Source organism: Mangrovactinospora gilvigrisea (assembly GCF_001879105.1).
GTDB classification, from domain to species: Bacteria; Actinomycetota; Actinomycetes; order Streptomycetales; family Streptomycetaceae; genus Mangrovactinospora; species Mangrovactinospora gilvigrisea.
The window spans coordinates 1-24,038 of the sequence record NZ_MLCF01000132.1; the positions used below are offsets into that span (position 1 = coordinate 1).

Sequence of the window (24,038 nt, forward strand, 5' to 3'; positions counted from 1 at the left end):
GACGGTGCGTCGGCGCGCGGCGCGGGCGCCGGTGGTCGGAATGGCTCCGACGGTCCGTCATCCGACGGTCGTGGCGCGGCGGGCGACTCCGGCGGGAGTTCTGGGGCGTGGCCGGGTGACGGCCGGTCGGGCGGTGACGGTGCGTCGGCGCGCGGCGCGGGCGCCGGTGGTCGGAGCGGTTCCGACGGTCCGTCATCCGACGGTCGTGGCGCGGGGGGCGGCTCCGGCGGGGCTGCTGGGGCGTGGCCGGGTGATGGCGGGGCGGGCGGTGACGGTGCGTCGGCGCGCGGCGCGGGCGCCGGTGGTCGGAGCGGTTCCGACGGCCGGTCCCCGGACGGTCGCGGCACGCTGCCGCGTGGCGCGGCGGGCGGCCCAGGCGGGAATGCTGGGGCGTGGCCCGGGGACGGTGGCAGGGGCGGTGACGGTTCGTCGGCGCGCGGCGCGGGCGGCAGCGGTTCGAGTGCTTCCGACGGCCCGTCACCGGACGGTCGTGGCGCGGCGGGCGGCCCTGGCGGGAGTTCTGGGGCGTGGTCGGGCGACGGTGGGTCGGCGCGTGGTGCCGGTGGCGGCCGTTCCGACGGGAGCCCGCAGGGTGATGGCGGTCGTTCCGGCGCGGGCGTCGGGGCGTGGCCGGGGCAGGGCGGCACATCGGGCGGTTCCGACGGACTGTCGTCGGACGGCCGCGGCGCGGCGGGCCGCCGTCCCGGAGAGGCGCCGGGCGTTGACGGCGCGTCGGAACAGGCCGCGGGGGCCGGCAGTGGCACGCCGGCGGGTGCTTCCGACGGCCTCGGCGCGACGCCGCATGGTGCGGCGGGCCGCTCCGGGGCGTGGCCGGGCGAGGACGACGGCACGTCGCCTCCGGGTGCGGGCGGTTCCGGCGGCGGGTCGCCGGACCGCCGCGGCACGCAACCCGTGGGCCCCGGCGGAGACCTCGGCTCCGCCTGGCCGGGGCGCGACGGCGACGAGCCCGACGGTGACCCCGGCCGGCCCGCCGGAGGCCGCGGCGCCGTCGGCGGTGGGACGCCGTGGGTGGTGGGGGGCGGGCTCTCCGCGGAGACGTGGCCGGGGCGGGACGACCCCCTCGCGCCGCCGAAGCAGCGCGGCGCGCGCCCCTCGTGGGACCTGCGGCCCGCGCACGCCGCACCGCCCGAGAGCCCCGAGGACGGCGGAGACGACGCCGACGACCTGCCCCGCCGCGTCCGCCGGGCGAGCCTCGCGCCGCAGCTGCTCGCCGACCCCGAGACCGCCGCCGCGGACGACGCGCCCCCCCCGCGCGACCCCGAGGAGGCCCGCGCCACCATGACCGCCTTCCGCAGCGGCTGGATCCGAGGGCGCAGGCCCTCACCCCTGACCCCGCTCCCCGACGACCGCACCGCCGCCGCAGAGAACCACGACGACGATCGAGACCGCGAGGAGGCCCCGGATGCTCGGGACGACCCATCACCCCGGTGAACTGGACTGGCTTCTGGACGACCTCGTCTCACGGGTCGCCGAGGTCAGCCATGCCGTGGTGCTCTCCAACGACGGCCTCGCCCTCGGCGCGTCCGCCGGGCTGAGCCGCGAGGACGGCGATCACCTCGCCGCCGTCGCCTCCGGCTTCCAGAGCCTCGCCAAGGGCGCCGGCCGGCACTTCCACGCCGGTTCCGTGCTGCAGACGATGGTCGAGATGGAGGGCGGCTTCCTCTTCGTCGTCGCCGCGGGCGAGGGCACCTGCCTCGCCGTCTTCTCCACCGCCGAGGCCGATGTCGGCCTCGTCGCCTACGAGATGGCCCGCCTCGTCAAGCGCGTCGGCGAGCACCTCTACGCCTCGCCGCGCGCAAGCTCGGGCCCAGGCTCAGGCCCGGGCTCGGGCCCGAGCGGCATCCCGGGCCCGTCCGCGGCCCGCGACGACGATCCCGCCACCCGGGCCTCGGCCGGCCGCCCGGCCGGCGGAGGGTGATGCCCCGTCATGTCGGACGCGTTCCACCTCTGGTACGACGACGAGGCGGGCCCGGTGGTCCGCCCGTACGCCATGACCGGCGGCCGCACCCAGGCGGCCGGTCCGGATTTCGACCTGATCGCCCTCGTGGTCGCGGACAGCGCGCCCGAGGACGATCCGACCCTTCCCCACGGCCATGCGGCGGTCCTGGAGGTGCTCCAGGAGGAGCCCCTGTCCGTCGCCGAGATCGCGGCCGAGCTGGACCTTCCGGTCGGGGTGGTCCGTGTGCTGCTGGGCGACCTGCTGGACGCCGCGCACATCCGGGTGAGCAGGCCCGTGCCGCCCTCCCGGCTGCCCGACGAGCGAGTTCTCCGAGAGGTGATCGATGGACTCCGTGCGCTCTGACCGCGACCGCCGGGAGCGGCGGCTCGACCCCGGCCTGGCGCTGAAGATCCTTGTCGCGGGCGGATTCGGGGTGGGCAAGACCACCCTGGTCGGCTCGGTGAGCGAGATCCGCCCGCTGCGCACCGAGGAGCGGCTCACCGAGGCCGGGGTGGGGGTGGACGACATCGGCGGCGTGGAGGCGAAGACCACCACCACGGTGGCGATGGACTTCGGGCGGATCACCATCCGGGAGAACCTCTCGCTCTACCTGTTCGGCACCCCCGGGCAGGACCGTTTCTGGTTCCTCTGGGACGAGCTGGCGTCCGGCGCGCTGGGCGCCGTCGTCCTGGTTGACACCCGGCGCCTGCAGGACTGCTTCCCGGCGGTGGACTTCTTCGAGCACCGCCGGCTGCCGTTCATGGTGGCCGTCAACTGCTTCCCCGGCGCGCGGGTCTACTCCCCGGACGACGTCCGGTCCGCTCTCGATCTGGACGGCGACATCCCGGTGGTGCTGTGCGACGCGCGGGAGCGCGAATCGGGGAAGGAGGTGCTGGTGGCGCTGGTGGAGCACGCACGGCGGATGCACCTGGCGCTGCGCGCGCCCGGGTGACGGCCCGGAGCGGGTCCGTCGACCCGGGGAAACCCCGAGTTTTCCCCCAGGTGGCCCCGGACTGTGCCCGCCGAACCTGTTCCCGGGAACCTGAGCGGGGTTACCTTCGTATTGAGGGGCAGATCCCCCCGGAGCCCTGACACTGCGGCCGCTCGCCGCGGATGGAGGACGACAGACATGTCGAGGAGCACGAAGATTGTCATTGGCGGCGCGGTGGTGGTGCTCGGCGCCGGGTTCTTCGTCAGCTGGTGGCTGGCCTTCGCGCTGATCCTGGTCCCGGTCGTCGGCTACATGGCGCTGGACAAGTCGCAGCGGCGCCGGCTGAACCGGATCACCCGCAAGGAGCTGGACCGCTAGCGCGCACCGCCCAGGCAGAGGAAGCGAACACGGCACCCCGTCCGATCCGACCGATCGGGCGGGGTGCCGCTGCGCATGGCGGGCATGAGGACACATGAAGGCATACGGGCGTGCGGTTACGGGCGAATCGGTGGTGCGGCGGTAGGGGAGCGGTACAGGATGTGAACGTGGACGGGGCAGAGGTTCAGACAACTGCCGGGGACGGCGCCGGCTCCGGGGAACCGGGGGGCGCCGTCGCCGTCGAGCGCGCCGCGGGCGCCGCCGAGGCGGCGCTGGAGCGCGCCTCCGGGCTGCGCAACGCGGGGCGGACGGCCGAGGCGGTCCGCGTCTACGGGCAGGCCCTGGAGGACGGCGCGCGGGCCGGTTCCGCGATGCTGCAGGCGGACGCCTACCTCGGCCTGGGCGACTGCGCGTTGGACCGGGGCGATCTGGAGCGGCTGCTGTCCTGCTGCGCCAAGGCCGAGCGGCTGCTGGCCGACCAGGACCTGCCGGTCCGGGCGCCCGCGCTGCGCGGGCGGGCGCTGGCCCATCTGCAGACCAGGGATCTGCGCTACGGCTGCCATCTGCTGGAGCAGGCCGTCGACGAGCTGCACGCCCACGAGGCCCCGGAGGACGCCGCGGAGGCGGGGGCGGCGGGGCCCGGCGCAGCGGGCGAGGACGGCGGGGCGGCGACGGCGCGCGCCCTGGTGCTGCTGTACGCCACGCTGATCTCGCCCTACGTCGACCTGGGGGAGCGGGAGCGGGCGGCGCGGGCCGCCGAGGTGGCCGAGACGCTGCTGCCGCGCACCCGCGATCCGCAGGTGCGGGCGTATCTGCGCCGGCAGGCGGCGCGCTGGCTGACCACCGAGGGCCGCTTCGGGGACGCGCTGGAGGCGCTCGCCGAGGCGGAGGCGGCCTACCGCCGGCAGGGCATCAGGATCGAGGTGGCGCAGTCCCGTTGGGCGCGCGGCTATGTGCTGGCCCAGCAGGGCGCGCTGGAGGAGGCGGAGCGGGAGCTGACGGCGGCCCGCGACGAGCTGCGCGAGGTGGGCTCCCAACTGATCACCATGCAGGTCGAGGTGGAGCTGGCGGACGTCTGGCGGCGGCGCGGCAAGTCGGTGGAGGCGGCGGCGCTGCTGGGGCGGATGCTGCGGGAGCTGCGCGGCGACCACGGGGCGGTGCACGCGGCGGCGGCGCACCATCTGCTCGGGGTGATCCTGGAGGGCAGCGATCCGGGGGCGGCGGAGCGGCACTACCGGGCGGCGCTGGTGCTGCGCCACCAGTCGCGGCTGGCCGGGGACCTGGCGGTCACCTGCCGCCGGCTCGGCGACCTGCTGCACCGCATCGGCCGCACCCCGGAGGCGGTGGACGTCTACCGGTTCGGCCTCTCGGGCCTCTCCGGCCCGGGGACGACGACGCTCGGCGACTCCTGACGGCGGCAGCGCATGAGGAAGCCGCCGCACCGAGCGGTGCGGCGGCCGCGTTGCGGGTGCCGAGCGGGCGTCAGCCCGTCGAGGACGACTTGATCTTGGGCAGGTGGGTGAAGACGTCGAAGTAGAGCAGGCCGGAGGCGAGCAGCCCGATGAGCCCGAGGATGAGGCCGGCCCAGGCGAGGGCGCGGACCCACGGCGCGGGGCGGAAGTACCCGCCGCCCAGCCCGGACTTGAGCAGCACCACGGCGGTGATGACGACGGCGACGGCGGCGGTGATGCCGTTCCACATCGCCATGATGTGCCAGGGGTGGCCGTAGATCGCCTCGACCTGGGCGCTGGTGCTGGAGCTGGAGCCGAGCCCGGCCTGCCCGACGAGCTTGGAGCGGTCCTCCATCAGGGAGCCGATCCAGGTGCCCGAGATGGAGGCGAAGCCGAGCGCGCCGCCGACCATGGCGGCGACCGCGGAGGGGATGCCGCGGGTGCGGACGGTGGGCACCGACTCGACGAGGCCCTCGGCCTTGCGGACGGCGTAGATGCTCGGGGGCTCGAGGTCCTCCTCGTCCTCCTCGTCCTCCTCCTCCTCCGCCTCGTCCGCCTCGTCCGCCGCGTCGGTCTCGTCCTCGGCCCTGGTGCCGGCCTCGTCGTCCGTCGCGGTGTCGTCCCGGTCGTCGCCCGCCTCGGCCTCGACCGCCTTCGAGGACTCGTCCTCGGCCGTGTCCTTCTCGGCGGACGGGTCGGTCTTCGCAGCCTCCTCCGCGGTGTCGCCCGGGGCGGCGGCGTCCTTCTCGTCGCTGTCGATGGGTGCCATGGGGCGGAGCCTAGGGGCCGAATCTGAGGATGAGATGAATACGGTGCGGTCCGTGATGAAGACGTGACGGATGTTGTCGAAAGATAAGGACGGCCCTTGCGGCGTACGGGTGTTGACGAGGCCGTTGACGCTGTAACAACAGGTATGTACAGTCGCCGCATGTATGCGATGCAGTACGAGATCACGCTGCCGGCCGACTACTCCATGGACGTCATCCGCAAGCGGGTCGCCGAACGCGGGCATCTGACCGACGGGTTCGAGGGCCTCGGCCTCAAGGCCTACCTGGTGCGCGAGCGCGGCGCGGACGGCTCGCCGGTCAACCAGTACGCGCCGTTCTACCTGTGGGACGACACCGGCGGGATGAACCGCTTCCTGTGGGGCGGCGGCGGATTCGACGGCATCGTCGCCTCCTTCGGGCGCCCCGAGGTGCGGCACTGGACGGGCGTCGCCTTCCGCACCGGCCCCGACGCGGCGGGCGAGCCGCGCGCCGCGGTCCGCCGCACGGTGCGGCTGCCCGCCGGCGCCGACCCGGCCGGCGTCGTCCCCGCGGCGGCCGAGGCCCTGGAGGAGCGGGCCCGCCGCGCCGGCGTCCACTCCACCGCGCTGGCCGTCGACCCCACCCGCTGGGAGCTGGTGGAGTTCACCCTGCACACCGACGAGCCCGCCGCCCCGACCGATCCGGACACCGCGCTCTACCGGGTGCTGCACCTGTCCCGGCCGCACTTCGCCGAACTACCGCTCGGCCGCCAGTGGTAGCGGGCCCAGCAGGCAGCGGACGAGGCGCCCGCCGCTACACCAGGCGGTAGCGCCCGCCCGGCTGGGTGCGGAACTCCTTCGTCCCGCCCGGCAGGCCCGCGACCCGGCACAGCCCGCCCCGCTCGGCGCGCACCTCGGCGGAGGTGATCCGGCCGCCGCTCAGCTCCGCGCTGACCAGGAACGCCCCCTTGGCCCGCAGATCCGTGAAGGACGCGTCCCGATCGCGCGGCCACGACGGGAAGAGCCGCACCGTGCCGCCCTCGCTCGTCATCAGCAGCGAGTTGAGCGCCTCCAGCGGGCCCGCCACCTCGATGCCGCCCACCGTGCAGTACGGGGTGAGGTTGGACGGCCGCCACAGCTGCGCCGTGCGGGCCTTGAACTTCTCGATGAGGTCCGCGCCGTCCCAGCCGGCCCGCGCCGCGATGACGAAGACCTTGGCGTAGGCGTTGCCCTGGCCCCAACCGGCCTGCAGCCGCAGCGAGTCCAGCACCCGCTGCCGGTCCGCCTCCGCGCCGACGCCCAGCGAGACGTTCTCGCCGGGGTGCACCAGGCCCTCCAGATTGATCGGCTGGTTGCCGGGCTCGAAGGTCACCGAGATGTCCGTGGAGCCGCGCACCGCCTCCGCGATCAGATACACCTCGGTGCCCTGGTAGACCCCCACCGGCGCGGGCGCCAGCTTCGCCAGCACCTCCTCGCGGCGGGCGTTCAGCGGCAGATCGGCGCCGAGCCGCTCGGAGGCGGCGATCAGCGTGGTGTAGAGCTTGCGGATGAAGCCCAGGTCGAGATCCGGGTTGAGGTCGTCGGAGCCCTCGTGGGCCGAGCTGTGCTCGACGTTCCAGTGCGTGCCGTCGAACGTCAGGTAGTCCTGCCAGAAGTCCTCCAGCCCGCGCATCGCCGGGTAGAGGTACCGCTTGAGGAACCGGTCGTCCTGGGTGTACTCCCAGTACCAGATGACCGGGATGATCGCGAAGGAGCCGTTGGACTTCTGGTCCACGAACGCCTGGTTGGTCGTCGGCGCGACCGGCACCGCCGCAGGGGCCGGCAGGCCGTGGTGCAGCGGCATCAGCGTCCGCTGGTAGGCGATGCCCTGGTAGCCGGCCGCCGCCGTGGTGTTGCGCTGGTACGGCAGCTCGTCCAGCACCGAGATCGCGTAACTGCGCAGCGCGTCGGCCCGGTTGGCGGCCGGCAGGCCGTAGAACGGCGCCTGGTAGTTGTAGTTGAGGAAGTCCCTGCCCTGCCAGTTGGGGACGTCGGTGACCACCCACGACCCCCACAGCCCCGGCGGCAGCTCGCCCTCCCGCGCCGCCGCGCCCATCAGGTGCAGCGCCCCGTAGTAGTACTGCTCCAGCACCGGATCGCCCAGGTCGACCCAGGAGCGCAGCCAGTACGCCCGCCACCAGGCGGCGTGCTCCGCCGCCAGGGCGTCGATCCGGCGGCCCGCCGCCGACGCCGCCTCGGCCGCCCGGGCGGCCAGCGCCGGCGCCGAGGGGCCGTCGGCGGTCGGCCGGGCGTCGCCGCGCAGCGCGGCGGCCACCCGCACGCTCTGGCCGCCGCGCAGCACCACCCGGCCGGTGGCCGTCGGCGCGGTGGAGGCGTCCCCGGGCGTGCTGGACACGGCGTCGAACGCGGCGCCGCGCTCCCGGCGCAGCGCCACCGCCTGGGTGGAGTACCAGGGCGGCTCGGTGGTCGGATGGCCGGTGCGGGCGATCCAGGGTGCGCCGCCGGAGACCCCGGAGGCGGTGGGGTAGTGCAGCTGGTAGCCGGGGGAGGGGGTGAGGGCGCCGAGGGTGAGGTCGATCCGGGTCTCGGGCGCGCCCTCGGGCAGCGCCACCTCCACCACCAGGGTGTCGTCGGAGTCCGCGGTCCAGCCGGTGACGGTGGCCCGTGCCCCGCCGAGCTGAACGGTCGTCACCGAGCGGGAGTCGCGGATCCGCTGCTCCGCCCGGTAGACGGCGGCCGGGTCGACGCCGGCCGGCACCGGGTCCGGCGAGGAGACCGTCAGCTGGGCGATCGACAGCTGGCTCGTCCGGTACTCCAGGTACTTGGTGTGGTACATCATGCCGAAGTGGTTCTTGTTGGCGAACCAGAACTTCTGCGTGGTGGTGCCGGTGTCGCCGACGACCACGCCCAGGTTGCCGTTGCCGAGCAGCGCGCCGTCGCTGAGGTAGACCGTCACCAGGTTCTTCGGCGGGGCCGTCGCCACCCCGGTGATGCCGTCCAGCTTGGCGGCGAGGCCCGCCCAACCATCGGATGTTCCTGCGGAGGACGCCCCGGGGGTGGGCGTCGCCCCGGAGGCGGATCGCGCCATCGCCCCCAGAGCCAGCGGAGCGGCCAAAGTGCCGCCAACTACAGTGCGTCGAGAGATGCCGGAGCCGGACATGCGGAATGCGCCTCCCAGGGGCCAAGCGGACGAACGGGGCCTGTGTGAGCGTCAGACATCCAATATCTGTGCCGACGGGCGGTCAATCCCCGTGACGGCAAAGGTTTGCAGCCCGCGCCGCCGCATAGGCTCGGCACATGACGGAGACCCCGCACAACCCGCTGATCGCGCCCAGCACCCTGCCCTACGCGCTGCCGCCGTTCGCCGACATCCGGACCGAGCACTACCTGCCCGCCATCGAGCACGGCATGGCCGAGCAGCTCCGCGAGATCGGCGCCATCACCGCCGACCCGGCCCCCGCCGACTTCGCCAACACCCTGGAGGCGCTGGAGCGCAGCGGCACCGTCCTGGCCAACGCCCTCCAGGTCTTCTTCCTCAAGGCGGGCGCCGACACCGACGAGGCGATCCAGGCCGTCGAGGCGGAGATCGCCCCCCGGCTCGCCGCGCACGGTGACGCGATCCACCTCGACCCGCGGCTGTGGGCGCGCATCAAGGCCGTCCCCGGCACCGGCCTCGACGCGGAGCAGACCCGTCTCCTGGAGCGCTACCGCACCGACTTCGCCCGCGCCGGCGCCGATCTGACGGAACAGCAGCGCGACCGGCTGCGCGCCCTCAACACCGAACTCGCCGCCGAGTCCACCCGCTTCGAGCAGGACCTCTTCGCCGACACCCGGGCCCGCGCCCTGGTCGTCGAGGACCGCGCCGCGCTCGCCGGCCTCCCCGACACCGAGATCGAGGCCGCCGCCGAGAACGCCCGCGCCCTCGGCCGCCCCGACGGCAGCTATGTGCTGAGCCTGAAGAACTTCAGCAACCAGCCCCAACTCGCCCGGCTGGAGAACCGCGAGACCCGCCGCCGCCTGATGGAGGCGAGCCTCGGCCGCGGCCTGCCCGGCAGCGCGGAGACCATCCGCCGGCTCGCCGTGCTGCGCGCCGAGCGGGCCGCCCTGCTCGGCTACCCCAGCCACGCCGCCTACGAGGTCGCCGACCAGACCGCGCGCACCGCCGACGCCGTGGAGTCGATGCTCGCCCGCCTCGTCCCGCCGGCCGTCGCCAACGCGCGCCGCGAGGAGGCCGCCCTCACCGCCGCCCTGCGCGACGACCTCGGCGACCCCGAGGCGGTGCTGGAGCCCTGGGACTGGGCCTACTACGCGGAGAAGGTCCGGCGCGTCGAGCACGATGTGGACGACTCCGCCGTCCGCTCCTACCTGGAGCTGGAGCGCGTCATCAAGGACGGCGTCTTCCACGCCGCCCACCTGCTCTACGGCCTCACCTTCACCGAGCGCCCCGACCTCGTCGGCTACCACCCCGAGGTGCGCGCCTTCGAGGTCTTCGACGCGGACGGCAGCCCGCTCGGCCTCTTCCTCGGCGACTGGTTCACCCGCGACTCCAAGCGCGGCGGCGCCTGGATGAACGACCTCGTCCCGCAGAACCGGCTGCTCGGCCGGCGCCCGGTCGTCACCAACAACCTCAACATCGCCAAGCCGGCCCCCGGCGAGCCCGCGCTGCTCACCTTCGACGAGGTCCGCACCTGCTTCCACGAGTTCGGGCACGCCCTGCACGGACTCTTCTCCGACGTGGACCACCCGCGGCTGGCGGGCACGGAGGTGCCGCGGGACTTCGTGGAGTACCCGTCGCAGGTCAACGAGATGTGGCAGACCTGGCCGGAGGTCCTCGCGCACTACGCCGTCCACCACGAGACCGGCGAGCCGATGCCCGAGGGCCTGGTGGACCGGATCCTGGCGGCGGAGGCGTTCGGCGAGGGCTTCCGCACCGTGGAGTACCTGGGCGCGGCGCTGCTGGACTGGGCGTGGCACTCCCTGACGGAGGGCCAGGACCCGGGCGACGTCGCCGAGTTCGAGGCGGCCGCGCTGGCGAAGGCGGGGATCGCCATGGACGCCATCCCGCCGCGCTACCGCACGGGCTACTTCGCGCACATCTGGTCGCACGGGTACAGCGCGGGCTACTACTCCTACATCTGGAGCGAGGTGCTCGACGCGGACACCGTCGAGTGGTTCAAGGAGTCCGGCGGGCTCAAGCGCGCCAACGGCGACGTCTTCCGCGCGAAGCTGCTGTCCCGCGGCGGCGCGGTCGACCCCCTGGAGGCCTTCGCGTCCTTCCGCGGATCCGCACCGCGGATCGAGCCCCTGCTCAGGCGCCGCGGGCTGGCGGCGGAGTAGGCGGCCCTACACCTCGGGCGACAGGTTCCACCCCGTCATCGCGGGGCGCCCGTGCTCCGTCCCCAGGCGGCTCAGCGTCGCCGTGTCCAGGCGGAACAGCGCGCCCGCCGCCGGCTCCAGCCCCAGGCGGCGGGCCGTCAGGACGCGGAGGAAGTGGCCGTGCGCCACCAGCACCACATCGCCGGGGCCGGTGTTGGCGAGGTCGACCATCGCCAGCACCCGGTCCGCCCGGGCGCCCACCTCCTCCGGGGACTCCCCGGGGTGGCCGGCCGGCCCCGGGACCACCCCGTCGTCCCACAGCGTCCACGCCGGGCGGGTGCGGTGGATCTCCTCGGTGGTGACGCCCTCGTAGCCGCCGTAGTCCCACTCGTGCAGGTCCGGGACGAGCACCGGGTCATGGCCGTCCAGCCCGGCCAGCCGCGCCGTCTCCCGCGCCCGGTGCAGCGGCGAGACGAAGACCCGCGCGATGTCCCGCTTCGCCAGCAGCGGGGCCACCGCGGCGGCCTCCCGCTCGCCCCGCTCCGTCAGCGGCAGGTCGGTGTAGCTGGTGTGCTGGCCGGACTTGCTCCACGCGGTCTCGCCGTGGCGGAGCAGCAGCAGTTCGCCCATGGCCGGTGACTTCCCTTCGGACTCTCAGGGCCCGGGGCGGGACCTCGGACGCCGGATGACGTATGCATCACCGCATCCAACAGGGCCGATGGTCCCGCCATTCCGCGCACCGGTCAGCGGCCGCGCAGCTCGCGGTACTCCCGCACCAGCGCCTGGGTGGACGCGTCCAGCCCCGGCACCTCCGCGCCCTCGGTGAGCGCCGGCTCGACCCGCTTGGCGAGCACCTTGCCCAGCTCCACGCCCCACTGGTCGAAGGAGTCGATGCCCCACACCGCGCCCTGGGTGAAGACCTTGTGCTCGTAGAGGGCGATCAGCTCGCCCAGCACCTTCGGGCTCAGCTCCGGCGCCAGGACGGTGGTGGTCGGCCGGTTGCCCGGGAAGGTGCGCGCCGCGACCTGGTGCTCCGCCACGCCCTCGGCCCGCACCTCCTCCGCCGTCTTGCCGAACGCCAGCGCCTGGCCCTGCGCGAAGAGGTTGGCCATCAGCAGGTCGTGCTGCCCGGCCAGTTCGCCCAGCTCGGCCACCGGCCGGGCGAAGCCGATCAGGTCGGCCGGGACGACCTTCGTGCCCTGGTGGAGCAGCTGGTAGTAGGCGTGCTGGCCGTTGGTGCCGGGCGTGCCCCAGACGATCGGACCGGTGGTCCACTCGACCGGCTCGCCCTCCTTGTCGACCCGCTTGCCGTTCGACTCCATGTCGAGCTGCTGCAGATAGGCGGTGAACTTCGACAGGTAGTGCGAGTAGGGCAGCACCGCGTGCGCCTGGGCGTCGAAGAACGACTCGTACCAGATGCCCAGCAGCCCCATCAGCATGGGGACGTTCTCCTCGACCGGGGCCGTGCGGAAGTGCTCGTCGACGGTGTGGAAGCCGTCCAGCATCTCCCGGAAGGCGTCCGGCCCGACGGCCACCATCAGCGACAGGCCGATGGCGGAGTCCATCGAGTAGCGGCCGCCGACCCAGTCCCAGAAGCCGAACATGTTGGCCGAGTCGATGCCGAACTCCTCGACCTTCTCCTTGTTGGTGGAGACGGCGACGAAGTGCTTGGCGACCGCGGCCTCGTCCTTGAGCGCGGCGAGCGCCCAACGCCGGGCGGCGGTGGCGTTGGTGATGGTCTCCACGGTGGTGAAGGTCTTGGAGGAGATGATGAAGAGCGTCTCCTCCGCGTCCAGGTCGCGGGTGGCCTCGTGCAGGTCGGCGCCGTCCACGTTGGAGACGAACCGGAACACCATGTCCCGGGCCGACCAGGGGCGCAGCGCCTCGTAGGCCATCGCCGGGCCGAGGTCGGAGCCGCCGATGCCGATGTTGACGACGTTGCGGATGCGGCGGCCGGTGTGGCCCTTCCACTCGCCGGAGCGGACCCGGTCCGAGAAGTCCGACATCTTGTCGAGCACCGCGTGGACGTCCGGCACCACGTCGTGGCCGTCCGTCTCGATGACCTCGCCGCGGGGCGCGCGCAGCGCGACGTGCAGCACGGCGCGGTCCTCGGTGACGTTGATGTGCTCGCCGGCGAACATCGCGTCACGCAGTTCCGCCACGCCCCGGGCCTCGGCCAGCTCGCGCAGCAGCCGCAGGGTGTCGTCGGTGACCAGGTGCTTCGCGTAGTCGATCTGCAGGTCTCCGACCTTCAGTCGGTAGCGTGCCGCGCGGTCGGCGTCGGCGGCGAACAGCTCGCGCAGATGGGTGTCGCCGAACTCCTCGCGGTGCTTGCCGAGTGCGTTCCACTCCGGCAGCTGGTTGAGTCGCATGTGTCGCAGTCTCCTTGTCGGCGAGCCGGCGGGCGGCCGTCGCAGCGGTGGTGACGGGATCTGGCGTCTTCTTGATATCACCGGGCAGCCCGGACGGCAGTCGGGAACCAGGTCCTCCGGGCCGCCTGTCCATCGTCCCGTTCTGTTGTATACAACCGCATGGGTGCGGCGCGGCTTCCCCCGGGTTCGGGAGGGGGCCGGGCAGACGTCCGTTTCGTTCAAGACCGGGGCGCACGGACGGCCGTAGCGTCGTGGCATGAGCACTGTTGAGCAACCCCGATTCGACGCGGTCGGCGTGGTCGTCGCCGACCTGCCGCGCGCCGTCGCCTTCTACCGCCTGCTGGGCGTCGACTTCCCCGAGGGGTCGGACGCGCCGGGCGCCCCGCACGCCGAGGCGGTGACGCCGAGCGGCGTCCGGCTGATGCTGGACCCGGAGGAGACCGTCCGCAGCTTCGACCCCGAGTGGACGCCGCCGAGCGGCGCCGGCCGCATCGGGCTCGCCTTCCACTGCGGCGACGCGGCGGGCGTGGACGCCGCCTTCGACCGCGTGGTGGCCGCCGGCCACCGCCCCCACCTCAAGCCCTTCGACGCCCCCTGGGGCCAGCGCTACGCCTCGGTCTGCGACCCGGACGGGAACGCGGTGGATCTGTTCGCGTGAGCCGGCGGGTCGTTCACCGGCCGCCCGCGCGGTTCGCCGCGCCCCTCACGGGGCAAGCAGGCGCCGCAGCGGCAGGCCCGTCAACTCCCGCACGTCCCGCGCGAAGTGCGCCTGGTCCGCCCACCCCAGCGCCGCCGCGGCCGAGGCTGCCGGCGTCCCCGCGCGGACCAGGTCCAGGCCGCGGCCGAGCCGCAGCACGCGGCTCAGCCGCTTGGGGCCGTAGCCGAATGCCGCCTGCGACCGCCGCCGCAGCTGCCGCTCGCTCAAGCCCAGCTCCCGCGCCGTCTCCGGGACGGGCCGCCCCGCGGCCATCGCCCGGGCCAGGGCCGCGACCAGCGGCTCCGCCGCGCCCGTGCCGCGGCCCAGGGCGATCTCCTCCAGCAGCGCGCCCGGCGCGGGCGACTCGGCCAGCCGCCCGGCCAGCTCGCGGACGAGCCGTGCCGGCCACACCTCCTCCAGCGGCACCCGGCGGTCCGTCAGCTCGTCCGCCGGGATGCCGAGCACGGCGGGCGCCGCCCCCGGCGCGAAGCGCAGGCCGGTGGTGCGGGTGCCGGGGACGACCTCGGGGATGTGGGCGGTGGTGTCCGGGCCGGCGATCACCAGGCGGGGCGACGGCTCGCGGTAGAAGAGCACGTCCATGCAGCCGTCGGGCAGCACGCGGTGCGGGCCGGCGCCGGAGAGCACCGTCCAGACCGCCGCGCCGGGCACCCGCGAGGCCCGTTCCCGGTAGGACGTCATGCCCCAACCCTGGCACGCGGCACCGACAACCACCCCGCGGTGCACCGGTCGGAAAAAAGTCTTTGCGCCCCGGGTCGGCTCCCCGTACCTTTGATCCCGGCCCCGAAGTCGTTGAACGGAGAAGCCCGTTGCTCCTGTAAGGATCCGCTGACACCGTGTTCCGCACGCCCCCGCCGGCGTGTGCGAACGGTGCGCGATCCTTGCGGTCGAGCCGCCTCCGATCCGCTCCGGGGCCCCTGCTTCTGCGGCGCCGTCCTTCGCGACGGCGCGCCCCACGGTGTCTCCCCGTGTTGCCACCCCTCACCGCGCAACCACCGGAGACCCACCTCATGTCATTGTCCCGGAACCACACCTCCGCCCCCGCGCTGGTCTGCGCCGGACTCGGCTTCGCCTGGCGGGACGGCACCCCCGTCCTCGCCGGCTTCGACCTCACCGTGGGCCCCGGCCGCACCGGGCTCGTCGGCCTCAACGGCTCCGGCAAGTCCACCCTGCTCAAGCTGCTCGCCGGGGTGCTGGTGCCGCAGGACGGCAGCGTCCGCGCCACCGGGGAGATCGGTTATCTGCCGCAGGACGCCACCCTCGACACCGCGCTGCGGGTCGACGCGGCGCTCGGCGTCGCCGAGGCCCGCGCCGCCCTGCACGCCATCGAGGCCGGCGACGCCGACGCCGGCCACTTCGCCGCCGTCGGGGACGACTGGGACGTCGAGGAGCGCGCCCGCGCCACCCTCGACCAGCTCGGCCTGGAGGGCATCGGCCTGGACCGCACCGTCGGCGAGCTCTCCGGCGGCGAGACGGTGCTGCTGAGGCTCGCCGCGCTGCTGCTGCGCCGTCCCGACGTGCTGCTGCTCGACGAGCCGACCAACAACCTGGACCGCGAGGCGCGCCGCCACCTGCACGACGCGGTGGACGCCTGGCCCGGCGTGCTCGTCGTGGTCAGCCACGACCGCGAGCTGCTGGAGCGGGTCGACCGGATCGCAGAGCTGCGGGACGGCCGGGTCCGCTGGTTCGGCGGCAACTTCACCGCCTACCAGGACCAGTTGGCCGCCGAGCAGGACACCGCGGAGCGGCTGCTGCGGGTCGCCGAGTCGGACGTCAAGCGGCAGCGGCGCGACCTGGCCGAGGACCGGATCAAGCAGGCCACCCGCGACCGCCAGGGCCGCAAGGCCGCCGCCAACGGGCTGCCGAAGATGGTCATCCACGCCCGGCGGCGGGCCGCCCAGGAGACCGCGGGGCGCAACCGCCAGCTGCACGAGGACCGCCTCCACTCGGCCCGCGAGCGGCTCAAGGAGGCCGAGGAGGCGGTGCGCGACGACGACCTGATCCGCGTCGACCTGCCGGCCACGGAAGTCCCGGACGGCAGGCAGGTGCTGACGGTGCGCGAGCTGACGACCCGGCACGGCATCACCGGGCTCGACCTGGACATCCGCGGGCCGGAGCGGATCGCCCTGCTCGGCCGGAACGGCTCCGGCAAGTCGACGCTGCTGCGCACCCTGATCGGCGAGCTGGCGGCGGCCGGCGGCGGGTTCGAGGCGCACGTCCCCGTCCGCCACCTGCCGCAGCGCCTCGACGAGCGGGTGCTGGACGACCGGCTCAGCGTGGTGGAGAACGCGGCCCGGCACGCGCCCGGCGCCGGCAACAACGCGATGCGGGCGCGGCTGGCCCGCTTCCTCTTCCGCGGCGCGCGCGCCGACCAGCAGGCCGGGACGCTCTCCGGCGGCGAGCGGTTCCGGGCGGCGCTGGCGGCGCTGATGCTCGCCGAGCCGGCGCCGCAGCTGCTGCTGCTCGACGAGCCGACGAACAACCTGGACCTGGGCAGCGTGCGGCAGTTGACGGCCGCGCTGGCCGCCTACCGCGGGGCGCTGGTGGTGGCCGGGCACGATGTGACGTTCCTGCGGGAGGTGGGGATCACGCGGTGGCTGCGGGTCGAGGAGGGCCGGCTGGTCCGGGTGGATCCGGACGACGTGTGAGCGACCGGGTCGTCCCCGGCGGCGGCGTGCGAGGATCGGTTGCCATGACGATCGGGGAGTTCGCCCGGGCCACCGGGCTTTCGGCGAAGGCGCTGAGGCTCTACGACGACGTCGGGCTGCTGCGGCCGCACCGGGTCGACCCGGGCACCGGCTACCGGCACTACGCCGAGGAGCAGGTCGCCAGGGCGCTGCTGATCGCCCGGCTGCGGCACCTCGGGATGCCGCTGGAGCGGATCCGCAGCGTGCTGGACCGCCCCGCGGGGCATGCCGCGGCCGGCGAGCTCACCGCGTTCTGGGCGGAGACCGAGGCGGCCCTCGCCGAGCGGCGCCGCCTCGCCGAGCGCCTCGTCGACCAGCTCACCGGCGCCGGCCCGGCGCCCGGCGGGCCGGAGCTGACGCTGCGGCACGCCTCCCGCTGCGAGCGCGGCCTGGTGCGCCCCGCCAACCACGACGCGGCCCGCGCGGACGCGCAGGTGCTGGCCGTCGCCGACGGCTACGGTCCGGACGGCGGGCGCGCCGCCGCCGCGGCCGTCCGGGCGCCGCGCGGCGGCGATCCGGCGGCGGTCGCCGCCGAGCGGGTGCGCGCCGCGCTGCACCGGATCGGGGCGGCCGGCGGCGCGGGCTCCGGCACCACCCTGACGGCGCTGCTCCGGCCCGCGCCGACCGCGTCCGCCCTGACCGTGCTGCACGCCGGCGACTCGCGCGCCTATCTGCTGCGCGACGGCGGCCTCTTCCGGATCACCCGGGACGACTCGCACGTCCAGGCGCTGGTGGAGGCCGGGCGCCTCACCGGCCCCGAGGCCGAGCAGCACCCGGAGCGCCCGCTGCTGCTGCGCGCCCTGGACGGGCGCAGCGCGCCGCGGGCCGTCGCCGAGCGGGAGATCCGTGCCGGCGACCGCTACCTGCTCTGCACGGACGGGCTCTGCGCGGTCGTCGCCGAGCCGGAGCTGCGCCGCACCCTCGCCGACGACCGGACGGCCGGCGATCCGGACGCCGCCGCGGACGCGCTGCTGGCGCTGGCCCACCGGGCGGGCGCGCCGGACAACATCGCGCTGGTGGTCGCGGACGCGGCGCCGTCCCCGTAATGGCGCACCACCGGCGGGTGGGGATCCGCCTGACTTGGAAGACTCGGAGGCCGGATACTGATGACCGGCCGTCACCTCACCGCTGAAGGGATCCCGACCATGGGCAGCAAGCAGCGCACCGCCGGCGCATCGGCCAAGGCCGCGAAGGCGGCCCGGGCGACGAGGTGCGGAGGGCGGCGGCGCTCCGGCAGCGTCCGCCACGACCTGGGGATGCTGGCCCTGCGGGTGGGCACCGGCGCGGTGCTCTGCGCGCACGGCGGGCAGAAGCTGTTCGGCTGGTTCGGCGGCGGTGGCATCGAGGGCACCGCGGCGGCGATGGACCACATGGGGTACCGCCCGGGCAAGGCGAACGCGGTGATGGCCGGGCTGGGCGAGTTCGGCGGCGGCGCGGCGCTGGCGCTGGGCCTGGGCACCCCGGTGGCGGGCGCGGCGGCGGCCGGGACGATGGCCGGGGCGGCGGCGGTGCACGCGCCGTCCGGGTTCTTCGCGCAGGAGGGCGGGCTGGAGTACCCGGCGTTCCTGGGCTTCGCCGCGGCGGCGGTGGGCCTGTCGGGGGCAGGCCGGCTGTCGCTGGACCACCTGACCCGCCACCGCTACGACAAGGCCTGGATGGTGCTGGCCGCGTTCGCGGGGACGGGCCTGGCGGTCCGCGCGGTGCTGCGGAAGCGGGACGCGGACGTCGCCGCCGCGGAGGCGGCCGAGGAGCGCGAGGCGGACGAGGAGTCCGCGGGCCTGCGCTGAGGCCGCGTCAGGCCGCGGGGCGCCGCGCCCCCGCGGCGGCGAGGGCGTCGCCGGCGAGGCGGTAGACGGTCCAGCCGTCCATCGGGGTGGCGCCGAGCGACTTGTAGAAGGCGATGGACGGCTCGTTCCAGTCCAGCACCGACCACTCCAGGCGGCCGTAGCCGCGCTCGGCGCAGATCCGGGCCAGGTTGGTGAGCAGCGCCTTGCCGTGCCCGCCGCCGCGCGCCTCGGGGCGGACGTAGAGGTCCTCCAGGTAGATCCCGTGCGTGCCGTTCCAGGTGCTGAAGTTGCGGAACCACAGCGCGAAGCCCACCGTGCGGCCGGTGGCCTCGTCCTCGGCGACGTGCGCGAACGCCGCGGGGTGGGGGCCGAAGAGCGCGTCGTCCAGCTGGTCCGTGGTGGCGCGGGCCTCGTCCGGCAGGCGCTCGTACTCCGCGAGTTCGCGGATCATCGCGTGGATCTCGGTCACGTCGGCGGGCGTGGCTTCTCTGATCATGCCTAGACCCTAGCCGTGCCTCCTCGGGCCCCCGATTGTGCGGGGTACCGAAAGGTTCGGTCCCCGAGCTATATTGGTCGGTGTCCGAACCATTTATCGCCGGAGCCGCCCCGTGAGCCACGCCGCCGTCCGCCTGCCGGCCCTGCTGACCACGGAGCGACCGCGCCCCGAGGCCGTGCGGAGCCGCCCGGGGGCCTGGGCGCTCGCGGTGGGCACGGTCTGCTTCGGCGCGTTCATGGGGCAGCTGGACGCCAGCATCGTCACCCTCACCTACGGCAGCCTGCGCACCGAGTTCCACACCTCGCTCGCCGCCGTGCAGTGGGTGTCGCTGGCCTATCTGCTGACGCTCGTCGCCCTGCTGATACCGGTGGGGCGGCTCTCCGACGCGCACGGCCGCAAGCTGCTCTACCTCTACGGCTTCGTCCTGTTCACCGCTGCCTCCGCGGCCTGCGGCTTCGCGCCGACGCTGGGGCTGCTGGTGGTCTTCCGGGCGGTGCAGGCGGTCGGCGCGGCGATGCTGCAGGCCAACAGCGTCGCCCTGGTCACCACCAGCGCCCCGCGCGCGCGGATGCGCACCGCGCTGGGCATCCAGGCCGCCGGGCAGGCGCTGGGGCTGGCGCTCGGCCCGACGATCGGCGGCGCGATGGTGGCCACCATCGGCTGGCGCTGGGTCTTCTGGATCAACGTGCCGATCGGCATCGTCGCCGTGGTCGCCGGGCACTACCTGCTGCCGCGCACCCGGCACCGGAACGCCGGCTCCGGCTTCGACTGGGCCGGGCTGGCGCTGCTCACCGTCGCGACCACCGCGCTGCTGCTCGGCATCTCCGCGGCCTCCGGGCTGAGCCTGCCGGCCTGGTCGGTGGTGGCGCTCTTCGCGGTCGCGGTCGCGGCCGGCTGGGGCTTCGTCCGGCGGCAGGGCCGGGCCCGCGACCCGCTGCTGTCGCTGCGGCTGCTGCGGGTGCGGTCGGTGTCGTCCGGGCTGGTCGGCGCGCTCTGCGCCTATCTGGCGCTGTTCGGCCCGCTGGTGCTGGTGCCGCAGGTGCTGCGCGCGCACGGCGACGGCGCGCTGGCGGCGGGCGTCATGCTGACCGCCCTGCCGGCCGGGTTCGCGGTCGCCGCGACCCTCGCCGACCGGGTGCTGCCGCGCGGGCTGTCGGACCGGGCGCGGTGCACCGCCGGCGGCGTCGTGGTGGCCGCGGCGCTGGTCGGCCTGCTGCTGACGCCCGCGGTGCCGGGGGTGCTGGTGCCGCTGCTCGGCGTGCTGGGGCTGGGCCTGGGGCTCTTCATGCCGTCGAACAACGCGCTGGTGATGGCGTCCATCCCGACCGAGTTCGCGGGCACCGGCGGCGGACTGGTGAACATGGCGCGCGGGCTCGGCACGGCGCTGGGGGTGGCGCTGGTGACGCTCGGCATGCACCTCGGCGGGAACGCCGGGGCGTGGGGCGTGCTGGTGGCGGCGGGGGTGCTCGCGCTGCTCAGCGGGCTGGGCGGAGCGGGGGGAGTCCGCAGGTCGGGCACGGGGCGTCCGATCCGCGGAACGGTTCGTGAGACGGACGGTCCGCTCGGTTAGGCTTCGGCCATGTCCGCCCAGTCGCCCGCGCGTTCGTCGTCCGAAGCGTCCCCCGACGTGGTGTCGGGTGCGCCCGATGCCCGGCTGCTCACCGATGCGGTGACGCGGCTGCGGCGGGCGCTGCGGCAGTCCATCCGCACGGACTATCCGTGGGAGCAGCTGCCGATGGCCCAGGTGGAGCTGTTGCAGGTGCTGCACGAGCACTCGCCCGCGCGGATCGGCGACCTGGCGACGCGTCAGCGGCTGGCGACGTCGACGGTGAGCGGGCTCATCGGGCAGATGATCAGCGCGGGGCTGGTGGCGCGGGAGGTCGATCCGGGGGATCGGCGGGCATCGGTGGTGACGCTGACGGAGGCGGGCGAGGAGCAGCTGGACGCGTGGCTGCGGGCGCACGAGCGGCGGATAGACGCGGCGCTGGGCGAGTTGGGCGCCGAGGAGCGGGTGCGGGTGCGGGAGGCGCTGCCCGCGCTGTTCAAGCTGGCCGAGGTGCTGGGGGCGGACGGCGCGGAGTAGCCCGCGGCCGGCCGTGGTCGCCGTCGCCGCTCGACCCGCGGCCGGCCGTGGTCGCCGTCGCCGCCCCTCCGCCCCGGCACCCCACCCGGTGCGGGCCGGGCCCCCGGATAGCGGGGGGCTGCGCCGTCTCCGACGGCTCTCCGCAGCGTCGCGCCGCCCGCCACGCCCTTCACGCCGCATCGCCCGGAGGCCGGCCCGACCCACTGCCACGGCCTCCGTGCGGCACGCCGACAGGATGCACCCGACGCCGCTGCTTCCTCCGCCCGGATGGCGGGGCTGAGCGCGCTTGGCGAAGTAGGGCACACTTCCCGCGCCGCCCGGCACGCACATCTGCGGCGTTGCCCCTTCGCCGAACCCGCTTAGTGGGCGACGATGAGGTACCAGAGGGGTGGGAAGAGGGCCTGGAAGAGGCGGGGGGACCGGGTTGCCGCGTTGCAGGCCAGGGCCAGGGCCGCGAGGCCCAGGGTGACCGCCTCCCACGTCGGGGACGGGTTGCGGAGGGCCGCCGGCGCGGACGCGGCCACCGTCACCGCCAGGCCCGCCAGGACCGTCGCGAGGCGGCGGCGTCCCGGGGACGGGCACGCGGCGACGATGTCCGAGGCCGGGCTCGGCGCCGGCACCCCCAGCCGCGACCACGCCGGCATCAGCGCGATCCACACCGCCGGCGCCGCCCCCGCGGTGAACCCCGCCGCCACCGCGGTCAGCGCGAGCAGCGGCAGCCACCACCAGGGCTGGCCCAAGAGCAGCAGCCGCACCTCGGCGAGCAGCGGGAACGGCCGGTCGAGGGCGGGCGGTGGAGCCCCGAGCCCCGCCGTTCTGAACCGCGCGGCCTGCGCGGCCTGCGCGGCCTGCGCCGCCTCGGCGCGGCCCGCGGGGCGCGGCGGCATCAGCCGGTACCAGGCGCACGGGGCGAGGACGAGCGCCAGCGCCAGCGCCGCCAGCGCGACCGCCTGCGGCACCAGCTCCAGCCAACTGCCCGCCGGCAGGCCCGCCCAGTGGACGACCTCCCGGGAGGGGCCGTTCATCGTCAGCCCGACGCCGAACTCCATCCGGTGCGGGTCGTCGCCCTGCGCCACCACCGCGTCCCGCAGCGAGCGGGTGATCCGCCCCATGCCGAGCAGGTCGAGGCCGCGGCCGCTCTGGCCGCCGATGACCAGCACCATCCACACGACGAACCACAGCGCCGCCCCCGCGGCGCCGCGCAGCGGCCGGACGGTGTCCCAGAGCACCGCCGCGCCCGCGGCGAGCAGCAGCAGCGGCAGCTCGACCACCGCGAGCGGCAGCAGGAGTGCCACCGGGTCGATGCGGGTCGACTCGCCGCGCAGCAGCTGGATGGCGACCGCCGTGCCCAGCAGCACCAGCGCCCCGGAGAGCAGCACCAGCACCGCGCCGCCGAAGCGTCCCAGCAGATGGGACGCGGTGGGCCGGGATGTGGACGCGACGAGCTCGGCGACGCCCTCCGCCTCGTCGCGGGCGAGCGCGCCCCGCACGGCGGCGAAGCCCGCGAAGGAGAGCCAGAGCCCGCCGGCCATCGCCGTCACCGCGGCGAGGTAGCCGGTGGTGAACTCGCCGCGGTAGGGGCCGAGTTCCAGGACCTGGAAGGCGGCGTCCCGGGGCGGCGCGGCCAGCAGCCCCAGCAGCACCGACCCGACGAGCATCACCAGGTAGGCCGGGCCGCGGCGGCGGATCCGGAAGTCGGCGCGGGTGGAGGCGAGCGCCGCGGAGGCGACGGCGAGGCTCATGCCGGCACCCCCGCGCCCACGCCCGCGGCGAACGCCGCCGACGGCTGCTCGCCCACCAGCAGCCGGTAGGCGTCCTCCAGCTCCGGCGCCGCCGGCGCGGCGCCCTCCGGCGGACGCCCGCCCGGGGCCAGCAGCCGCACCCGCACGCCGTGCTCGGCGCGCGCCGTCCGGACGATCTGCCAGCGGGCCCGCATCAGGGGCAGCTCACTGCTCGGGACGACCGTCTCGAAGACCGAGCCGGCGGTGTGCCGCAGCAGCTCGGCGACCGTCCCGGCGCGGCGCAGCCGTCCGCCCGAGAGCACCGCGATGCGGTCCGCGGAGGCCGCCGCGTCGGTGACGATGTGCGTGGAGAGCAGCACGATGCGATCCGCGGCCAACTCGCCGAGCAGATCGAGGAAGCGGGACCGCTCGCCCGGGTCGAGGCCCACCGTCGGCTCGTCGACGATCAGCAGCCGCGGGTCGTTGAGCAGCGCCTGGGCGATGCCGACCCGCTGCCGCATGCCGCCGGACATCGCGCCCAGCCGGCGGTTCGCCTCCCCGCCGAGGTTGACGGCCGCCAGCAGCTCGGCGGTCCGGGCGCGGGCCGCGCGGTGCGGCAGTCCCTTGGCGGCGGCGAGGTAGCGGAGGAACTCGGCGGCGGTGAGCCGGGCGGGGGCGCCGAAGTCCTGCGGCAGATAGCCCAGGACGCGGCGCAGCGGCTCCGGGCGGCGCGCGGTGTCGGTGCCGTTCCACAGCACCCGCCCGGCGGTCGGCCGGACGACGGTGGCGAGGATCCGCATCAGCGTCGACTTCCCCGCGCCGTTGGGGCCCAGCAGCGCGACGACGCCCGGCCCGAGGTCGAGCGAGAGCCGCTCCAGCGCGGGGTGCCCGGCGCCGCGGTGGGTGTGCGAGACGTTGTCGAGGGTGAGCCGGGGCGGCTGCTGCCGAGGCGCCGTCACTTGGCGCCGCCCTTCAGGCGGGTGGGCTCGCCGTCGCGCAGCACGGTGACGCCCTTGGGGACCTCGACGCGGAACCGGGCGTCGCAGATGGCGAGCCAGCGGCAGCCGGCCTCCAGGTTGAGGCGGTGGCCGCGGAGCGTCCTGGTGAGGAGCTTCTCGCCGGCCTTGTGGTCGAAGCGGCGGACCACCGTGACGGTGCCCGGCCGGGCGGTGGCGACCAGGTCGGTGGGGGTGCCGTGGGCGCGCACGTCCAGGGTGCGGCCGGTGAAGGCGAAGTCCTTGGACTCGGGCTTGGCGTTGCGGTAGTCGGGCCCGCTGCAGGCCGCGGTCGCGGCAAGGGCGGTCAGGGCTGCTGCGGTGACGATGAGGCGTCGCATGCGGACAGCGTCGCCGCCCGGGGGCGGGGTCCGCCTCTGCCGTTCGGCAGATATCGGCGC

Annotated in this window: 22 protein-coding genes and 1 pseudogene; 14 read left to right on the plus strand and 9 right to left on the minus strand. The window is 75.2% G+C overall.

What is annotated here, in order from left to right:
• The first annotated feature begins 912 nt into the window (after nt 1-912).
• The 6 genes and pseudogenes from BIV57_RS20165 (at nt 913) to BIV57_RS20190 (ending at nt 4,681) form a co-directional block, all read left to right on the plus strand.
• Nucleotides 913-1,452, plus strand: a complete 540-nt coding sequence (locus BIV57_RS20165) for a flagellar biosynthesis protein FlhF (protein ID WP_071658273.1) — start codon at nt 913-915, stop codon at nt 1,450-1,452.
• A pseudogene (locus BIV57_RS20170) lies at nt 1,424-1,840 on the plus strand (roadblock/LC7 domain-containing protein); the annotation flags it as partial. The gene BIV57_RS20165 and the pseudogene BIV57_RS20170, both read left to right, overlap by 29 nt.
• A gap of 108 nt (nt 1,841-1,948) precedes the next feature.
• A complete protein-coding gene (locus BIV57_RS20175) occupies nt 1,949-2,323 on the plus strand; it encodes a DUF742 domain-containing protein (RefSeq protein WP_071658274.1) in 375 nt (124 codons plus the stop codon).
• Entirely contained in the window at nt 2,304-2,912 is a 609-nt protein-coding gene (locus BIV57_RS20180; protein ID WP_071658275.1) for a GTP-binding protein, read from the plus strand. The genes BIV57_RS20175 and BIV57_RS20180 overlap by 20 nt, the downstream gene beginning before the upstream one ends.
• A 177-nt stretch (nt 2,913-3,089) precedes the next feature.
• The gene (locus BIV57_RS20185) at nt 3,090-3,269 is read left to right on the plus strand and encodes a hypothetical protein (protein WP_071658276.1); all 180 of its coding nucleotides are present in this window, start codon (nt 3,090-3,092) and stop codon (nt 3,267-3,269) included.
• 167 nt (nt 3,270-3,436) lie between these two features.
• A complete protein-coding gene (locus tag BIV57_RS20190; protein ID WP_139275738.1) occupies nt 3,437-4,681 on the plus strand; it encodes a tetratricopeptide repeat protein in 1,245 nt (414 codons plus the stop codon).
• A gap of 70 nt (nt 4,682-4,751) precedes the next feature.
• Here BIV57_RS20190 and BIV57_RS20195 read toward each other — a convergent pair whose 3' ends face one another.
• Nucleotides 4,752-5,489, minus strand: a complete 738-nt coding sequence (locus BIV57_RS20195; protein ID WP_071658278.1) for a hypothetical protein — start codon at nt 5,487-5,489, stop codon at nt 4,752-4,754.
• Between the two features lie 159 nt (nt 5,490-5,648).
• Here BIV57_RS20195 and BIV57_RS20200 point away from each other — a divergent pair, with 159 nt between their 5' ends.
• Nucleotides 5,649-6,245, plus strand: coding sequence for a DUF4865 family protein (locus BIV57_RS20200; RefSeq protein ID WP_071658279.1), 597 nt, complete (start codon nt 5,649-5,651; stop codon nt 6,243-6,245).
• 34 nt (nt 6,246-6,279) lie between these two features.
• Here BIV57_RS20200 and BIV57_RS20205 read toward each other — a convergent pair whose 3' ends face one another.
• On the minus strand, nt 6,280-8,553 hold the full coding sequence (locus BIV57_RS20205) for a glycosyl hydrolase family 95 catalytic domain-containing protein (RefSeq protein ID WP_139275739.1): 2,274 nt from the start codon (nt 8,551-8,553) through the stop codon (nt 6,280-6,282).
• A gap of 209 nt (nt 8,554-8,762) precedes the next feature.
• On the opposite strand from BIV57_RS20205, the gene BIV57_RS20210 reads away from it, so the two are divergent.
• A complete protein-coding gene (locus BIV57_RS20210; protein WP_071658281.1) occupies nt 8,763-10,802 on the plus strand; it encodes a M3 family metallopeptidase in 2,040 nt (679 codons plus the stop codon).
• 6 nt (nt 10,803-10,808) lie between these two features.
• Here BIV57_RS20210 and BIV57_RS20215 read toward each other — a convergent pair whose 3' ends face one another.
• Both BIV57_RS20215 and pgi read right to left on the minus strand, forming a co-directional pair.
• Complete coding sequence (locus BIV57_RS20215; RefSeq protein ID WP_071658282.1) at nt 10,809-11,411, minus strand: histidine phosphatase family protein; 603 nt, start codon at nt 11,409-11,411, stop codon at nt 10,809-10,811.
• A 113-nt stretch (nt 11,412-11,524) separates the two neighbouring features.
• Nucleotides 11,525-13,153, minus strand: a complete 1,629-nt coding sequence (gene pgi / locus BIV57_RS20220; protein WP_071658283.1) for a glucose-6-phosphate isomerase — start codon at nt 13,151-13,153, stop codon at nt 11,525-11,527.
• Nucleotides 13,154-13,409: 256 nt separating this feature from the next.
• Between pgi and BIV57_RS20225 the strand changes: the two genes are divergently transcribed.
• Nucleotides 13,410-13,811 carry a VOC family protein gene (locus tag BIV57_RS20225; protein WP_071658284.1) on the plus strand — a complete coding sequence of 134 codons (402 nt, stop codon included), beginning with the start codon at nt 13,410-13,412 and terminating at the stop codon, nt 13,809-13,811.
• 45 nt (nt 13,812-13,856) lie between these two features.
• Here the strand turns inward: BIV57_RS20225 and BIV57_RS20230 are convergent, their stop codons facing one another.
• On the minus strand, nt 13,857-14,549 hold the full coding sequence (locus BIV57_RS20230; protein WP_071658285.1) for a helix-turn-helix domain-containing protein: 693 nt from the start codon (nt 14,547-14,549) through the stop codon (nt 13,857-13,859).
• Between the two features lie 329 nt (nt 14,550-14,878).
• Here BIV57_RS20230 and BIV57_RS20235 point away from each other — a divergent pair, with 329 nt between their 5' ends.
• From BIV57_RS20235 to BIV57_RS20245, 3 genes are all read left to right on the plus strand, one after another.
• On the plus strand, nt 14,879-16,516 hold the full coding sequence (locus tag BIV57_RS20235) for an ABC-F family ATP-binding cassette domain-containing protein (protein ID WP_071658286.1): 1,638 nt from the start codon (nt 14,879-14,881) through the stop codon (nt 16,514-16,516).
• 44 nt (nt 16,517-16,560) lie between these two features.
• Nucleotides 16,561-17,601, plus strand: a complete 1,041-nt coding sequence (locus BIV57_RS20240; RefSeq protein WP_071658287.1) for a MerR family transcriptional regulator — start codon at nt 16,561-16,563, stop codon at nt 17,599-17,601.
• 210 nt (nt 17,602-17,811) lie between these two features.
• Nucleotides 17,812-18,342 carry a DoxX family protein gene (locus BIV57_RS20245; RefSeq protein WP_071658309.1) on the plus strand — a complete coding sequence of 177 codons (531 nt, stop codon included), beginning with the start codon at nt 17,812-17,814 and terminating at the stop codon, nt 18,340-18,342.
• A 7-nt stretch (nt 18,343-18,349) separates the two neighbouring features.
• On the opposite strand, the gene BIV57_RS20250 is transcribed toward BIV57_RS20245, so the two are convergent.
• On the minus strand, nt 18,350-18,838 hold the full coding sequence (locus BIV57_RS20250; RefSeq protein ID WP_071658288.1) for a GNAT family N-acetyltransferase: 489 nt from the start codon (nt 18,836-18,838) through the stop codon (nt 18,350-18,352).
• Between the two features lie 112 nt (nt 18,839-18,950).
• On the opposite strand from BIV57_RS20250, the gene BIV57_RS20255 reads away from it, so the two are divergent.
• Both BIV57_RS20255 and BIV57_RS20260 read left to right on the plus strand, forming a co-directional pair.
• A complete protein-coding gene (locus BIV57_RS20255) occupies nt 18,951-20,408 on the plus strand; it encodes an MFS transporter (protein ID WP_265737002.1) in 1,458 nt (485 codons plus the stop codon).
• A 9-nt stretch (nt 20,409-20,417) separates the two neighbouring features.
• Nucleotides 20,418-20,921 (plus strand): MarR family winged helix-turn-helix transcriptional regulator, encoded by a 504-nt coding sequence (locus BIV57_RS20260; protein ID WP_071658289.1) that lies wholly within the window; start codon nt 20,418-20,420, stop codon nt 20,919-20,921.
• A gap of 359 nt (nt 20,922-21,280) precedes the next feature.
• Here the strand turns inward: BIV57_RS20260 and BIV57_RS20265 are convergent, their stop codons facing one another.
• The 3 genes from BIV57_RS20265 to BIV57_RS20275 are packed head-to-tail and all read right to left on the minus strand — an operon-like array spanning nt 21,281 to nt 23,978.
• Nucleotides 21,281-22,663, minus strand: coding sequence for a hypothetical protein (locus BIV57_RS20265; RefSeq protein WP_071658290.1), 1,383 nt, complete (start codon nt 22,661-22,663; stop codon nt 21,281-21,283).
• Nucleotides 22,660-23,601: an ABC transporter ATP-binding protein gene (locus BIV57_RS20270; RefSeq protein WP_071658291.1), complete on the minus strand. Its 942-nt coding sequence runs from the start codon at nt 23,599-23,601 to the stop codon at nt 22,660-22,662. The genes BIV57_RS20265 and BIV57_RS20270 overlap by 4 nt, the downstream gene beginning before the upstream one ends.
• On the minus strand, nt 23,598-23,978 hold the full coding sequence (locus BIV57_RS20275) for a hypothetical protein (RefSeq protein WP_071658292.1): 381 nt from the start codon (nt 23,976-23,978) through the stop codon (nt 23,598-23,600). The genes BIV57_RS20270 and BIV57_RS20275 overlap by 4 nt, the downstream gene beginning before the upstream one ends.
• Between the last annotated feature and the right edge of the window lie 60 nt (nt 23,979-24,038).